Genomic DNA, 14,315 nt, shown 5'->3' on the forward strand with positions numbered 1-14,315 from the left:
GCGGCGACCGGGAACGCCGGGTCGGCCGCGGCCGGCGGTGGCTCGTCCTCCGGGTCCGGAGGGTCGGGGTCCTCGTCCGCCGGCGGCTCCCGCTCCGCCGGCGCGGGCGGCACGACCTCCGGGGCTCCGGGGTCGGTCGGCCGGGCGGGTGCCGGCGCCCCGCTGGGCTCCCGCACCGCACCGCAGCCGCCGATCCCCGTCGGGGCGGTGCGCTTCGGCGGCGGCACGTGGACCCTCGACCTGCCCGCTTCCGAGGGCTGGCGGCAGACGGCGGTGCAGGAGCTGGAGAACGGCGCCCGGGTCGTCACCCGGCTGCGGCGCCCGGACGGCGCGCGGATCCTCGTCGAGGCGCTCCCCGGCCGGACGGCGGTCGCGGGCGTCGCGGGCGGGACGGCGTTCCCGGTCCGCCTGCCCGACGCCGGCCGCACCGCCGGGGTGCTCTTCCGCGGCGGCCGCTACGCCATGTGCGCGACCGGGGTCTGCGCGGCGCTGCCGGTCAACGGGCCCGCGGGGGGCGTCGTCCTCGTCGTCGGCGCGACCCGCACGTACGGCGCCAAGCGGATCACCCGGCGCGCGGCGTCCGGGCTGCGGGTCCGCTGAGGGCGGTCCGCGTCTCGGGGCCGGCCGGTCGGCCCGGCGACGCATCCCCGGGGGCCCGGCCCTCCACGCCGCGTGCACCTCGGGCCGCACGGTCCCCCGGCCCGCACGGTGCCCCGTCCCCCAGCGGGACCCGTGGCCGCGGGATACGGTGAGGAGCACGTGCACGTCCGCCTGATCGACCCGTCCGCCTACACGCCGCCCTACGACCACGCGCTCGCCAACGCGCTCGTGCGGGCCGGCGACCGCGTGACGCTCGTGACCAGCGAGTTCCCCTACGGCCGCATACCGGAGCCCGAGGGCTACGAGATCGAGCACGGCTTCTACCGGCGGGCGATCGGTCCCGCGGGGTCGCGGATCCGGCGGGTCGCGAAGGTCGCCCAGCACGTCCCCGACATGCGGCGGCTGCGGCGGACGTCCAAGGACGCCGACATCGTCCACTTCCAGTGGCTGGCCGTCCAGCAGATCGACGGTCTGCTGCTGCCGAAGGGCCGCCCCGTCGTCCTGACCGCGCACGACGTGCTGCCGCGCGAGGCCCGGCCCGGCCAGCGCGACGCGCAGCGGCGGCTGTACGACCGGGTCGACGCCGTCGTCGTGCACTCCGAGCACGGGCGCGACCGCCTGATCGACGGCCTCGACGTCCCCCGCGAGAAGGTCCACGTGATCGCGCACGGCGCGTTCCGGCACCTGACCACGCTGGCGCCCGCGGAGCTGCCGCCGGCGTTCGCGAACACGAAGCGGCCCGTCGTCCTGTTCTTCGGCCTGCTGCGGCCGTACAAGGGGGTCGACGTCCTGCTCGACGCCTGGCGCCGCCTCGGCGCGACCGCGAGGACCGCCGAGCTGTGGATCGTCGGCCTGCCGAAGATGGACGTCCGGGCCCTCCGCGAGTCCGCGCCGCGCGGCGTCCGCTTCGTCGACCGCTTCGTGACCGACGAGGAGGCCGCCGCGTACTTCCGGCGCGCCGACGTCGTCGTGCTGCCGTACCGCGAGATCGACCAGTCGGGCGTCCTCTTCACCGCCCTCGCGTTCGGTCGCCCGATGGTGCTGACGAAGGTCGGCGGGTTCCCCGAGATCGCGCGCGAGGGTGCCGCCGAGCTGGTGCCGCCGGGCGAGGCAGGACCGCTCGCCCGGGCGCTCGGGACGCTCCTCCACGACGGCACGCGACGGCGTGCGCTCGCGGCCCGCGCGTCGCAGCTGGCGTCCGGGGCGTACTCGTGGGACGCGGTCGCCGCCGCGCACCAGCGGCTGTACCGGTCGTTGCTGGACTGAGCCTCGATCGACCGATCGGGAGCACGCGATCGGACCACCCGTCCGGGCCGGGTGGCGCGCCCGGGGACGGATCGACCTCCGGGTGCAGGACCGACCGCTGCGGGCGGCGTATCCTCCCGATACCCCGATGCCGCCCGGTTCCCCGACACCCCGCGCGTCGTCGCCGCGGGTCAGCCCGCCGCCCGTCACGTCCGACGGCCTGCGCGACGGCGACCCGTTCGTGCTGGCGACGCTCGTCGCCGCGCACGGGGGCGACGTCCTCGTGTACGCCCGCGAGGTCGCACCTCCGGACGAGGCCCTGCGGATGGCGGCGGCCGTCTTCGTCGACCTCCGCCTCGCGGTGCTGTCCGGCGACGACCTGGCGGAGGACGTCGACGCGGCGCTCCTCTCGGCCACCCGCCGCGTCGCCGCCCGGCAGGCGGAGAACCCGTTCCGTCCCGGCGAGCACCGCCGGCCGACGACCCGGACCACCGTCTGCGACCGCTTCCCGCGGCTCCTGACCGCGTGGGCCGACCACCGGCTCCCGCGCGCCGACGCGGTCCGCCTGCGCGAGCACGTCGTCGACTGCCCGGACTGCGACGCCCTGAACGTCGCCTTCGACCGCGCGGAGACCGCCTACCGCGACGGCCCCCCGGCGGAGCTCGCCCCGGAGGAGACCGGGGCGCTCGTCGCCGCGATGGCGCTGGCGTCCCCGGGCTGAGCGCGGGGCGGCCGTCCCGGGTCGCGCGGCCCGGGTGAGGCGACGCCGACCGCGTCGAATGCAGATCCTCGCGCCGGGCGTGACGTCGGACCATCGGCGTCGGTCGGCCGGCGGGGCGGGTGCGGTTGGTCAAGCGGGGCTTGACGTCGAACCATCGGGATCGGTCGGCCGACGGGGCGGGTGCGGTTGGTCAAGCGGGGCTTGACGTCGAACCATCGGCGTCGGTCGGCCGACGGGGCGGGTGCGGTTGGTCAAGCGGGGCCTGACGTCGGACCATCGGGATCGGCCGGCCGAGGGGGCGGGTGCGGTTCGCGGCGTGGGGCGACGCGTTCAACCATCGCCGTCGGTTGGCGGGTCTCGTGCACTCGGGGGTGGGTGGCGTCGGTACGGGTTCGTACGGCGATACGGATCTGATGGGTCGGCGACCGGGAGTCGATCGATGGTGGGCGCATCATCAGGTCCATGCTCATCGTCCTGGTCCTCCTCGCCGCCTGGCTCGTCGTCAACGTGACGCTCCTCGGTGCCGTGGCCGTGGCGAACCAGCGCGGCCAGAAGGCCGTCGACCGCGCCGCCGTCGAAGCGGTCCACGCGCCGGTCTTCGCCGCCGCCCGCTGACCCCGCGCCCACGCGCCGGTCTTCGCCGCCGCCCGCTGAGGTCACCCCTTTCGGGGCGGGCGCGGGGCCCGGGTCGGCCCGGGTCGGCCCCGTTCTGGTGTGCCGGGTCGGCGGGCCCGCGACCGTGATGTGCCACGCCCTCGGGTCGAGCGCGGACCGTGGCGCGTCGCGGTCGTTCTACGACCGCGACGCGCCACGGTCCGCCCGCGAGTCAGGGGTGTGGCACGTGAGGGCCGCCGGGTGATCGGTCGCCTGCGCCGTCCGCCCCGCGTTCGCGCCGCCCGCTCCGCCAGAAGCTACCTGCGGTAGGATCACGGGACGATGCCCGCGATCGACCTGCCCTCCGCGTACCGCAAGCTCGAGGGGCTGCCGCTCGGGCGGTCGGCCGTGTCGCGGATCTACCGGACCGCCGCCCCGTACTTCCTGACGATCCCGGCGAAGCTCGCCGCGCTGGAGCCCGGCCGCGCGGAGGCCACGATGCCCGCGGTGCCGTGGACGCGCAACCACCTGGGGACCGTCCACGCGATCGCCCAGTGCAACCTGGCCGAGTACGTGATGGGCGCGCTCGCGGAGGCCACGATCCCCGCGACGCACCGGTGGATCCCCCGCGGGATGACCATCGACTACCTGGCGAAGGCGACCGGCCGGCTGACGGCGGAGGCGGTCCTCGTGCTGCCGGACGACCTGGCGGAGAAGCAGGAGCTCCCGGTCGAGATCCGCATCACCGACCCGACGGGCGTCGAGGTCTCGCACGCCCAGATCCGCATCTGGGTGACGGAGAAGCCGGCGCGCTGACCGCGCTGGGGCGTGGCGGCGGCCCCTCGCCGGACTCGTCCGGTCGCCGGCGCGCTCGCCCTCAGCCGCCGGCCGCTCCCCCGCGCAGGTCCTCCAGCGTCCGGCGCTGGGTCCCGTCCTCGGCGAAGTTGTCCGCCGCCAGCCAGTCCCGGAACGCCGCCCCGGCCCGCGGCCACTCCCGGTCGAGCAGCGAGAACCAGGCCGTGTCGCGGTTGCGGCCCTTGACGACCATGTCCTGCCGGAACGTGCCCTCGTACGCGAAGCCGAACCGCTCGGCCGCCCGCCGCGACCGGGCGTTCAGCGCGTTGCACTTCCACTCCAGGCGGCGGTTGCCGAGCGCCTCGAAGGCGTGGGCGGCGAGCAGGAACACGGCCTCCGTCGCGTCCGGCGTCCGCTGGAGCGCGGCCCCGAACCACACGTGGGCGATCTCGATCCGCCCGAGCTCGGGCGCGATCCGGGCGTAGGCGAGCATGCCGGCCGGAACGTCGTCGGCGACCCGCACGATCGCGAAGAAGCGCTGGTCGGCCGGCATGCCGGCGTGGAGGGCGACGAGCCACGCGTCGAACGCCGCCCGGTCGTCGAACGGCCCGTACGGGAGGTAGTCCCAGAGGTGCGGATCCCCGGACGCCGCGGCGTCCCAGAGCGCCGCCGCGTGGTCGGCCGGATCGAGCGGCTCCAGCCGGACGTGGGTCCCCGTCAGCGTCTCGCGGCCCGGCGCCCGCGCGCCCGCGAAGTCGACGGGCGGACCGAGCTCGGGAGCCATGCCGCCACGGTAGACCCCTGCGGCGGGCGATGCGGGACCCGCGCGCTCTGGGACGATCCCTCCGTGCGCGCCCTGCACCTCCTCGCCCTCGGCCTCCTCGCGTGGACCCACGCCGGGTGGGCCGTCGTCCTCCGCGCCCTCCGTCGCGCGGGCCGGGGGCGCGTGCCCGACGACCGGGAGGCCGCGCCGGCCTCGACGGTCCCGTCGACCCCCGTCCCGCGGAGCCCGGCCCCCGGTCGCGACGTCCCGACGGTCGCGTCCTCGTCGTCCGTCGCCACGGCCACCGAGGCCGTCGCCCCGTCGGCCGCGGTCCCCGGTCCGGCCGTCCGGTCGGCGGTGACCCCGTCGTCCGGACCCTCCGCGCTCCGCGTGTCCGTCGTCATCGCCGCGTACGCCGAGGAGGACGCGATCGCCGAGACCCTCCGCCGTCTGGCCGCGCAGACGTGGCCCCGCGAGCGGCTGCAGATCATCGTCGCCTGCGACGGGTCGACCGACCGGACCGCCGAGCGGGCCCGCGAGGCCGGGGCCGACCTCGTGCTCGAGCTGCCGCGCGGCGGGAAGCACGCGGCGCAGGCCGGCGGGGTCGCCCGGGCCGACGGGGACGTCCTGGCCTTCAGCGACGCCAACACGTCGTGGGAGCCCGACGCGCTGGCGGAGCTCGTCGCCGCGTTCGCCGATCCGCGCGTCGGCTACGCGTGCGGCCGGGTGACGTTCACGTCCGAGGACGGCGGGACGAACCAGGAGGGCGCGTACTGGCGCCTCGAGATGGCCCTGCGTCGCATGGAGAGCGACTGGTGGTCGGTGACCGCCGGCAACGGCGCGATCTACGCGCTCCGGGCGTCGCTGTGGCCGCGGCTGCGGACCGCCTTCGGCCACGACCTCGCGCTGCCGCACCAGACGGTCCGGGCCGGGATGCTCGCCGTCGACCGCCCGACGGCGCGGGCGAGCGAGCCGATGGTCCCGACCGTCGAGGGCGAGTGGCGCCGGAAGCGGCGCATGATGAACCAGATGTGGCGGGTCGTCCTGCGTGGCGGCGAGGACGGCGGTCTGCGCGGCGGCGTCCTCGACCCCCGCGGCGTGCCGCCCCGCTACCTGGCGGCGCTCGTCAGCCACCGCCACCTCCGGTACGCGAGCCCGTTCCTGCACCTGCTGGCGCTGGCGGCCGGATTCGTCGTCGCGGTGGGCGGCGTGCCGGGCGGGGCCGCGACTCCCGTGGGCGGCGGATCGCTGCCGGTCGCGCCGACGTCGCGCGCCGGCCGCGGGGCCCGCCGTCGCGTCCGCCCGCGCCTGCACCTGCTGCTGCTCGCCGCGCACCTCGCCCTGTTCGCGGGAGCCGCGGGCGCGGGCGTCCGACCGTCGCGGCCCCTGCTGCTCGCGCGGTACTACGTGCTGATGACCGCCTCGATCGCCGCCGGCCTGGCCGACCACCTGCGCCACGGGACCCCCGCGGGCTGGGACCCGGCGGAGGGGACGCGATGAGCGCCCCGGAGGATCCGGGCGCAGCTGCGGAGCCTCCCGTGGGCGACGCCCGCGGAGTGCATCCGCCGGGCCACGCCCCCGCCGATCGCGCCGCCGAGGGCCGGTCCGCCGACGGAGACGATCACCATGGGCCGGCCCGGCCCGGCGACGGCCCGCGCGTCCACGACCTCACCGGCCGCGCGCCCGACGGCCACGCCGACCTGCGCGCCGCGATGCGCGACGCCGGACGCGACGTCGGGCCCGACGGACCGATCCCGCTGCCCACGCGGATCTCCTGCGGCGACGTGACGCGGCGCGCGTTCGACGTCGTCGTGTCGTTCCTCGCGGTCGTGGTCCTCGCGATCCCGCTGGCGCTCGTGCTCCTGGTCGTGCGGCTGGAGTCGCGCGGCAACCCGATCTTCCGGCAGCGCCGGGTCGGCCTGGGCGGTCGGGAGTTCGACGTCCTGAAGGTCCGGACGATGGTCCAGGGCGCCGAGAAGCTCGGCGCCGGACTGGCGATCGAGAAGGGCGACGCCCGCATCACGCGCCTCGGCCGGCTGCTGCGCCGCACCTCGATCGACGAGCTGCCGCAGTTCTGGAACGTCCTGCGCGGCGAGATGGCGATCGTCGGCCCCCGACCGACGGTGCCGGTGCAGGTCGAGCGCTACGACGAGCGTCAGGTCGAGCGGCTGATCGTCCGGCCGGGCCTCACGGGCTGGGCGCAGGTCCAGGGCCGCACCACGCTCTCCTGGCCCGAGCGGATCGAGTTCGACCGCTGGTACGTCGCGCACCGCACCCTGCGGACGGACGCCCGGATCCTCCTGATGACCGTCCGGGTCGTCCTCGGCGGATCGGGCGTCGAGCGGGATGGCGCCGCGTGGACGGTGCCGGACGCCGAGGCGGGGCCGGCGGCCGACACCACCACGGACGAGCGCGGCGACAGGGCCTGACCGGGACGTCGCGCGCGTTCCTACCCGTGGAGCGCAGGAACGCACGCCGGCGCGGGCCACCGCGACCCGAGCGGCTGACCCCGCCGCGCCGGTCCACACCGAGGACCGCCGGCGCGGGGCGGCTCGTCACCGCGACGGACGTGCGGTCGGAGTCGCGGCGTCACTGCGGCGCGCAGACCGCAGGAAAGAACGCCACCACCGTGTCGGACCGGGGCGTGGCGTTCGTTCCTGCGCGCGGAGCGCAGGAACGAACGCCGGCTCGCGTCCGGCGGCCGCGTGGCGTGCGTTGCTGCGCTCACGGCGCAGCAACGAACGCCAGGTAGTGCCGGTGCCCGAGGTGGCGCGCATTCCTGCGGTGGCCCCTGTGGTCGCCCCGGCCCCGCATCGACCCCGACGACCCCCGGGGTCGGTCCGGGGGGATCCCCCATGGTGGGCGCGAGGGTCCGGTGGCACCCTCCGGGTCGACCGTCCCCCGACGTCCGGACCAGTGCCTCCGCCCAGCCGGCGCGGAGGCACGACCCGGCCCCGAGACCGAGACCCATGCCATCCCACCCGCACGCCGCCCCGACGCCGGACGACGACTCGCCCGGCCTCGGGAGCCCGTCGTCCGACGCCACCCCGCCCGGCGCCGCGACCCCGTCCTCCGGTGCCACCCCGCTCGGCCCGAGCACCCCGCCGTCCGCCACCCCGAGGCCCGGTCCTCCGGGCCCCGCCGCCCCGCCTCCCGACGGCCTCCTCCACCGCCTGGCGCTGATCTGCGTACGCCGGCGCCGCACCGTCGTCGCCGTCTGGGTGCTCGCGCTCGTCGTGATGGCCGCCGGCGTCTCGCACCTCGCGGGCGACTCGGCCGAGGACTACGCGACGCCCGGCGCCGAGTCGACCCGGGCGGCGGACCTGATCGACGCGCACCTCGGCGGACGCGGCGCGCAGGGGATCACCGTCGTGTGGCAGGACGCGCGCGGCGCCGACGGGGCCGCCGCGAAGGCCCGGATCCAGCCGCTGCTCGACCGGGCCGAAGCCCTCCCCGGCATCGGGGAGGCCGAGCCGCAGCGGGTGTCCCGCGACGGGACGATCGCGTCCGTCGAGCTCGGCCTGACCACGAAGCCGTGGAACCTGCCCGACGACACCGCGAAGGACGTCATCGAGCTCGCCGAGCAGGCCGAGGGCGGCGGCACCCGGATCGAGCTGGGCGGAGGCCCGATCACGAACGCCGAGGGCGGCTCCAGTCCCGAGGTCGCGTCGATGATCGCCGCCGCGGTGATCCTCCTGATCGCGTTCGGCAGCGTCGTCGCCGCCGGCCTGCCGCTGCTCGCGGCGCTGCTCGGCCTGGGGATCACGTTCGCGCTCGTCGGGCTGCTGCAGCACGTGATCGACGTGCCCGAGTGGGCCCCCGCGGTCTACAGCCTGATCGGCATCGGGGTCGGGATCGACTACGCCCTGCTCGTGGTCTCGCGCTTCCGCTCCGCACTGCACGACGGCAAGGACACCGAGGGCGCCGTCGTCGAGGCGATCTCCACCGCCGGGCGCAGCGCCCTGGTCGCCGGCGGCACGGTCGTCGTCGCGATGCTCGGCCTGCTGCTGATGCGGGTCTCGTACATGAACGGCGTGGCACTCTCGGCGAGCATCTCGGTCCTCGTCGTCCTGCTCGCGTCGGTGACGTTCGTCCCGGCGCTCCTGGCGATGCTCGGCACGCGCGTGAACCGCCTGCGGGTCCCGCTCGTCGGTCGGCAGCAGCGCGAGGGCCACAGCCCGCTCGCCGCACGGTGGGCGCGCGGGGTGCAGCGCCGCCCGAAGACCGCGGCGATCGTCGGCGCGACGGTCCTCGTCCTCCTCACGATCCCCGCGAAGGACCTCCGGTTCGGCTTCCCCGACGCCGGCAACGACCGCGCGTCGACCACGACCCGCCAGGCGTACGACCTGACGACGGAGGGCTTCGGCCGCGGCTCCAACGGCGCGCTGCTGCTCGTCGCCGAGGGTGGGGCGCAGCAGCGCCTGGGCGCGGTGACCGCCGCCGTCCGTCGCGACCGGGACGTCGCCGCGGTCCTCCCGGCGCGCGCGTCGAAGGACGGCGCGATCTCCGTCGTCACCGTCCTCCCGCGCAGCGCGCCGCAGGACGCCTCGACCTCCGACCTCGTCCACCGCCTGCGCGACGACGTGCTGCCGGCCGCGACCCGCGGCGGCGACGGGAGCGTGCTCGTCGGCGGGGTGACGGCCGCGTCGATCGACCAGTCCGACGTCCTCGGCGCCCGCATCCCGTACTTCATCGGGGGCGTCGTCGTGCTGTCGCTGCTGCTCCTGCTCGCCGCGTTCCGGGCGCCGCTCGTGGCGCTGAAGGCCGGCGTGATGAACCTGCTGTCGGTCGGCTCGGCCTACGGCGTGGTGACCGCGTTCGCGCAGGGCGGCACCCTCGGCGGGCTGATCGGGATCGACACGAACACGCCGGTCCCGCCGTTCATCCCGGTGATGATGTTCGCGATCCTCTTCGGGCTCTCGATGGACTACGAGGTCTTCCTCGTCTCCCGCATCCGCGAGCGGTTCCGCCACCACGGCGACACCGAGCGCGCGGTGACCGAGGGCCTGGCGTCGACCGCCCGGGTGATCACCGCGGCGGGGGCGATCATGGTCGCGGTCTTCCTGAGCTTCGCGCTCGCCCCGGAGGCGTTCCTGAAGCTCATGGGCGTCGGGATGGCCACGGCGATCCTCGTCGACGCGACGATCGTCCGGATGGTCCTCGTCCCGGCCCTGATGCAGCTCCTGGGCCGCTGGAACTGGTGGATCCCGGCGTGGCTGGACCGCGTGCTCCCCGACCTCGAGGGCGCGCCGGCGACCCCGCGGCAGGCGCCGTCGGTGGCGGCGGGATCGGCGGACTGAGGCCGGAGCCGTCCGGTCGCCCCGGGCCGTCCGGTACCCCCGCCGGCCGCCGGGGCAGGAGCGGCGCGCCCACGTCAGTCCCTCGCGACCGTCGGCCGGCCGACGGTCGCGGGACGCAGCCGGAGCAGCGTCATCCCGCCTCCCAGCGGGGTGGCGTCCTCCGTCGCGAGCGCCTGGGGCGGGACGCCCTCCGGGAACAGGCGCGCGCCGCCGCCGATCACGACCGGGTTGAGCAGCAGGAGCAGCTCGTCGATCAGGTCGTGCGGCAGCAGGGCGCGCATCAGGGTCGGGCTGCCGTACATCAGGAGGTCGCCTGTTCGGCGGGGCGCGTCCTCGTCGGCGTCGCCCGCGTCCTGCGGCCCGGCCCGTGCGCCCTCGCCCGTCGCCTTCAGTCGCCGGACCTCCTCGACCACGTCGTCGGCGATCACCCGCGTGTTGTTCCACCGCGGACGCCGGAGGGTGGTGGAGACGACGTGCTTGGGCAGCGCGTTCATCCGGTCGGCGAACCCGAGCTCGTCGCGGCGGCTCGGCCACGCGGCCGCGAACGTCTCGTACGTGCGACGCCCGAGCAGCAGGGCGTCGGCCGCGAACAGGACGTCGACCGCACGCCGCAGGGTGTCGGGGCTCTGGAAGTCGAACGACCACCGGTGCGGCGCCTCGACGACCCCGTCGAGGGTCACGAAGGTGGAGACGACGAGGCGACGCACGGGATGGGGGCTTCCAGGCGGGGGGACGCTCCGATCCTCCGCGTTCGCCCGCGGTGCCGCCAGGGGTCGATGTCGTCGGCCGGAGATGACGAACGTCATCGGTCGGCTTGGACATCCGGCTCTGGCGACGCGCGAGCCGGCACGCCAGGATCCGGCCGGGGAGCACGACGGCTCCGACGGGTTCCGGATCGGAGCGATGAGTTCCGGGAGACCGCGCGGTCTTGTGTTCCGTACCCCACGAAACGCGCCCCGCGCCCCGCGACGGCCACCCAAGGAGACCCCCGATGCGCATGATCTTCCCCAACCTGCCCGTGACCGACGTCAAGGCCTCACGCGCCTTCTTCTCGGCGCTGGGCTTCGGCTTCAACGAGCAGTTCTGCGACGAGACCACCGCCTGTCTGGTGATCGAGGAGAACATCATGGTGATGCTCATCGAGGAGGAGAAGTTCCGGACCTTCATCAAGGGCGACATCGCGCCCCGCGACGTCACGGAGTCGATGATCGCCCTGTCGTGCGACAGCAAGGACGAGGTCCTCGACCTCGCCGGCAAGGCGAAGGCGGCCGGCGCCGAGGCGTGGAAGGACCCGCAGGACTACGGCTTCATGTACGGCGAGAGCTTCCGCGACCTCGACGGGCACGTCTGGGAGCTCATGTGGATGGACCTCGAGCAGGCACAGGCCGCGCAGGAGCAGGCCGACGGCGAGCCCGCCACCGCCTGAGCCGCACCGTCGGATCCGGGGCCGCGCGGGAGGCGCGGCCCCGACCGATGACGAACGTCATCGATCCGCCTCCGACCCTCGCCATACGGCGTCCCACCTGGCAAGGTCGTCGCGTGGACAGGCCCCCTCCATCGAGCCGCTGGCCGGCGTACGCGACCATCGGCGCCTACGTCATCAGCGTGCTGCTGCCGCTGGTCGAGGTCACCCGGATCGCGGTCTTCGAGCCACCCTCGGACGCCTGGGTCGCGGTGATCGCGACCGCGCTGTACCTGCCGCTGCACCTCCGCCACGTCGGCTACGCCCTCGGGCGCCGGGCGGCACCCGGCGGCGCCTGGTCGCTCGCCGCGGTCGCGGTCATCACCCTCACGGCGTACGCCCTGATCGGGGCGGCCTGGTCGTTCGCGCTCTCGTCGCTCGTGGTCTCGACCGCGATCGTCCTGCGGCCCCGCTGGTCGGTGCCCCTCGCGGCCGCGATCATCGTCCTGGTCCACGTCGTCGGCCTCAGCTCCGGCAGCGAGACCGCGCGGCTCTTCAGCCAGGGCCTGTACCTCGCGATCTCGGTGGCGTTCCGCTCCGCGATCCTGCTCGTGACGATCTGGCTCGTCGCCGCGGTCCGCGACCTGCACGCCGCGCGGGCCGCGCTCGCCGAGCAGGCGGTGACGTCGCAGCGCGCCGAGGCGGAGCAGGCGCTCGGGAGCACGCTGCTGCGGGGCCTCGAGTCGTTGGCGGCCGTCGCGTCGGAGGCCGAGGACCACACCGCCCGACGCAGCCCCGACGCCCGCCGGGTCCTCACCGCGCTCGTCGCCTCCTCGCGGGAGCGGCTCGACGAGACGCGGCGGATCGTGGCCGGGCATCGCGGCGCGGTCGACCGCCGTCGCCTGGAGGCGGTCGCGACGCTGCTCCGGGGCGACCGCGCGCCGCGGGCGGCGGACCCGCCGGCTCCGGGGAGGGCGTCGTCGGCGTCCGCGTCCGGGTCGACGGCCGCCGATCCGCGGGACACCGCACCGCCGGCCGGGTCGGACCGGAGCGGCCCGTCCGTGCGGGCCCGCCTCCTCGACCGCTGGAGCCGCGCCGTCGAGGCCGCCCGCGCCCGGACGAGCCCCGTCGACGCGGCCCTCGCCGTCGCCCGACGCTCGCGGTGGCTGCTCGTCGTCCTCCACCTGCCGATGTTCGCCTACCTGCTGACGATCTCGACCGTCGGGTTCGACACGGGCGAGCCGACGGCGGCGTGGCTCGCCGGGCCGGTCGTCCTGCTCTGCGGGCTGCAGCTGTGGCTGAGCCTCGCGGCGGCGTCCGGCGAGCGACCCCGCCACGCGTACCTCGCGCTGGCCGCGATGTTCGCCCTCGCGGCCCTCGGCATGGTCGTCGTCGGGAACCAGTTCCTCTCGTCGATCTGGATGCTCGGCGGGGCGCTGGGCGTCCTCACGACGGGGCGCCTGCGGGCGGTCCTGATCGTGGCGGTGATCGTCGGCCAGGTGGTCCCCAACGTGCTGCTGTTCCTCGACTACTTCGACGACGCGAAGCACCTGTCGTGGTACCTGCTCTACATCGTCACGATCTCGTCGCTCGCGCCGCTGTCGCTGATCGGGGCCGTCGGGCTGTGCCGGATCACCGGGGAGCTCGCCCGCACCCGTGCCGAGCTCGCCGACCAGGCGGTCGATCTGGAGCGCCGGCGGCTCTCGCGGGACCTCCACGACGCCCTCGGCCAGAGCCTCTCGGCGATCTCGCTGAAGGGCGACCTCGCCCTGGCGCTGCTCGACCGCGACCCCGACGCCGCGGCCGCCGAGGCCCGCGACGTCCGCCAGGTCGCGGAGCGCCTGGCCGACGACGTCCGCGCCGTGGTGGCCGGGGGACGGCCGGTGTCGTTCGTGGTCGAGGTCGCCGGCGCCGTCGACCTGCTCCGCGCCGCGGGCGTGGAGGCCGAGGTCGACGTGGACCTCGGCCCGCTGACGACCGAGGCGGACGCCCTGTTCGGCTGGGCCGTCCGGGAGGGCACCACGAACGTGCTGCGCCACAGTCGCGCGGAACGGTGCGTGATCAGCGCGGTCCGCGACGACGGGCGGTTCGGCCTGGAGCTCGTCAACGACGGTGCGGCGCACCAGCTCGACGTGTCGGGGAGCGGCCTGGCGGGCCTCGCTGACCGGGCACGGACGCTGCGTGGCGTCGTCACCGCCGACCGCGAGGGCGGCAGCTTCCGCCTGCGCGTGCTGCTGCCGGAGGACGCCTCGTGATCCGCGTGCTGATCGCCGAGGACCAGCACCTGATCCGCGGCGCGCTGGTGGCCCTGATCGGGCTGGAGGACGACCTCGAGGTCGTGGCCGATCTCGAGCGCGGCGACGAGATCGTCGGCACGGCGGTGCGCGTCCGGCCGGACGTCGCGGTGCTCGACATCGACCTGCCGGGACTGGACGGCCTGAGCGCCGCGGACCAGCTGCGGACGGCGTCGCCGGACTGCCGGGTGCTGATCCTGACGGGCCTCGGCCGCCCGGCGCACCTGTTGCGCGCGCTGCAGCTGCAGATCCGTGGGTTCCTCCCGAAGGACGCCCCGGCCGCCGAGCTCGCGGCGGCGATCCGTCGCGTCGCCGCCGGGGAGCGCGTGCTGGACCCGGACCTGGTGGCCGCGGCGCTGGAGACCGGCGAGAGCCCGCTGACCGAGCGCGAGGCCGACGTCCTGCGCACTGCCGCGACCGGCGTCTCGACGGCGGAGATCGGTACCACCCTGTTCCTGTCGCCGGCCACGGTGCGGAACTACCTGTCGAACGCGGTCGCGAAGCTCGGCGCGCGGAACCGCCTGGACGCCATCCGGATCGCCCAGGACAACGGCTGGCTCTGACCGGCCGGGCCGTTGCCTCGGCCGCGCGGCACTCCCAG

The 14,315-nt window shown here is 75.9% G+C and carries 12 protein-coding genes and 1 pseudogene; 11 read left to right on the plus strand and 2 right to left on the minus strand.

Annotated elements, in window-relative coordinates; all coding sequences use genetic code 11:
• The 5 genes and pseudogenes from PATMI_RS37265 to PATMI_RS0106060 all read left to right on the plus strand — a co-directional run.
• Positions 1–600, plus strand: a pseudogene (locus PATMI_RS37265) (hypothetical protein); the annotation flags it as partial.
• Between the two features lie 159 nt (positions 601–759).
• Positions 760–1,866: a glycosyltransferase family 4 protein gene (locus tag PATMI_RS0106045; protein ID WP_026910233.1), complete on the plus strand. Its 1,107-nt coding sequence runs from the start codon at positions 760–762 to the stop codon at positions 1,864–1,866.
• 127 nt (positions 1,867–1,993) lie between these two features.
• The gene (locus PATMI_RS0106050) at positions 1,994–2,566 is read left to right on the plus strand and encodes a zf-HC2 domain-containing protein (protein ID WP_026910234.1); all 573 of its coding nucleotides are present in this window, start codon (positions 1,994–1,996) and stop codon (positions 2,564–2,566) included.
• Between the two features lie 462 nt (positions 2,567–3,028).
• A complete protein-coding gene (locus tag PATMI_RS36480; protein ID WP_157260635.1) occupies positions 3,029–3,181 on the plus strand; it encodes a hypothetical protein in 153 nt (50 codons plus the stop codon).
• Positions 3,182–3,502: 321 nt separating this feature from the next.
• Complete coding sequence (locus PATMI_RS0106060; protein ID WP_026910235.1) at positions 3,503–3,976, plus strand: hotdog fold domain-containing protein; 474 nt, start codon at positions 3,503–3,505, stop codon at positions 3,974–3,976.
• 61 nt (positions 3,977–4,037) lie between these two features.
• Here PATMI_RS0106060 and PATMI_RS27815 read toward each other — a convergent pair whose 3' ends face one another.
• A complete protein-coding gene (locus PATMI_RS27815) occupies positions 4,038–4,739 on the minus strand; it encodes a GNAT family N-acetyltransferase (RefSeq protein WP_036725337.1) in 702 nt (233 codons plus the stop codon).
• A gap of 63 nt (positions 4,740–4,802) precedes the next feature.
• On the opposite strand from PATMI_RS27815, the gene PATMI_RS33990 reads away from it, so the two are divergent.
• The 3 genes from PATMI_RS33990 (at position 4,803) to PATMI_RS27830 (ending at position 10,018) form a co-directional block, all read left to right on the plus strand.
• Positions 4,803–6,218 carry a glycosyltransferase gene (locus PATMI_RS33990; protein WP_051471117.1) on the plus strand — a complete coding sequence of 472 codons (1,416 nt, stop codon included), beginning with the start codon at positions 4,803–4,805 and terminating at the stop codon, positions 6,216–6,218.
• On the plus strand, positions 6,215–7,147 hold the full coding sequence (locus PATMI_RS27825; protein WP_245604121.1) for a sugar transferase: 933 nt from the start codon (positions 6,215–6,217) through the stop codon (positions 7,145–7,147). Before PATMI_RS33990 ends, PATMI_RS27825 begins: the two co-directional genes overlap by 4 nt.
• 540 nt (positions 7,148–7,687) lie before the next feature.
• Complete coding sequence (locus tag PATMI_RS27830; RefSeq protein WP_051471118.1) at positions 7,688–10,018, plus strand: MMPL family transporter; 2,331 nt, start codon at positions 7,688–7,690, stop codon at positions 10,016–10,018.
• 74 nt (positions 10,019–10,092) lie between these two features.
• Here PATMI_RS27830 and PATMI_RS0106085 read toward each other — a convergent pair whose 3' ends face one another.
• A complete protein-coding gene (locus PATMI_RS0106085; protein WP_026910236.1) occupies positions 10,093–10,725 on the minus strand; it encodes a dihydrofolate reductase family protein in 633 nt (210 codons plus the stop codon).
• Between the two features lie 284 nt (positions 10,726–11,009).
• Between PATMI_RS0106085 and PATMI_RS0106090 the strand changes: the two genes are divergently transcribed.
• The 3 genes from PATMI_RS0106090 (at position 11,010) to PATMI_RS0106100 (ending at position 14,277) form a co-directional block, all read left to right on the plus strand.
• A complete protein-coding gene (locus PATMI_RS0106090; protein ID WP_026910237.1) occupies positions 11,010–11,444 on the plus strand; it encodes a VOC family protein in 435 nt (144 codons plus the stop codon).
• Positions 11,445–11,557: 113 nt separating this feature from the next.
• Positions 11,558–13,675 carry a sensor histidine kinase gene (locus tag PATMI_RS33995; protein WP_157260638.1) on the plus strand — a complete coding sequence of 706 codons (2,118 nt, stop codon included), beginning with the start codon at positions 11,558–11,560 and terminating at the stop codon, positions 13,673–13,675.
• Positions 13,672–14,277 carry a response regulator transcription factor gene (locus tag PATMI_RS0106100; RefSeq protein ID WP_026910238.1) on the plus strand — a complete coding sequence of 202 codons (606 nt, stop codon included), beginning with the start codon at positions 13,672–13,674 and terminating at the stop codon, positions 14,275–14,277. Before PATMI_RS33995 ends, PATMI_RS0106100 begins: the two co-directional genes overlap by 4 nt.
• Positions 14,278–14,315: the final 38 nt, after the last annotated feature.

This window comes from Patulibacter minatonensis DSM 18081 (genome assembly GCF_000519325.1).
In the GTDB taxonomy this organism is placed as follows: Bacteria; Actinomycetota; Thermoleophilia; order Solirubrobacterales; family Solirubrobacteraceae; genus Patulibacter; species Patulibacter minatonensis.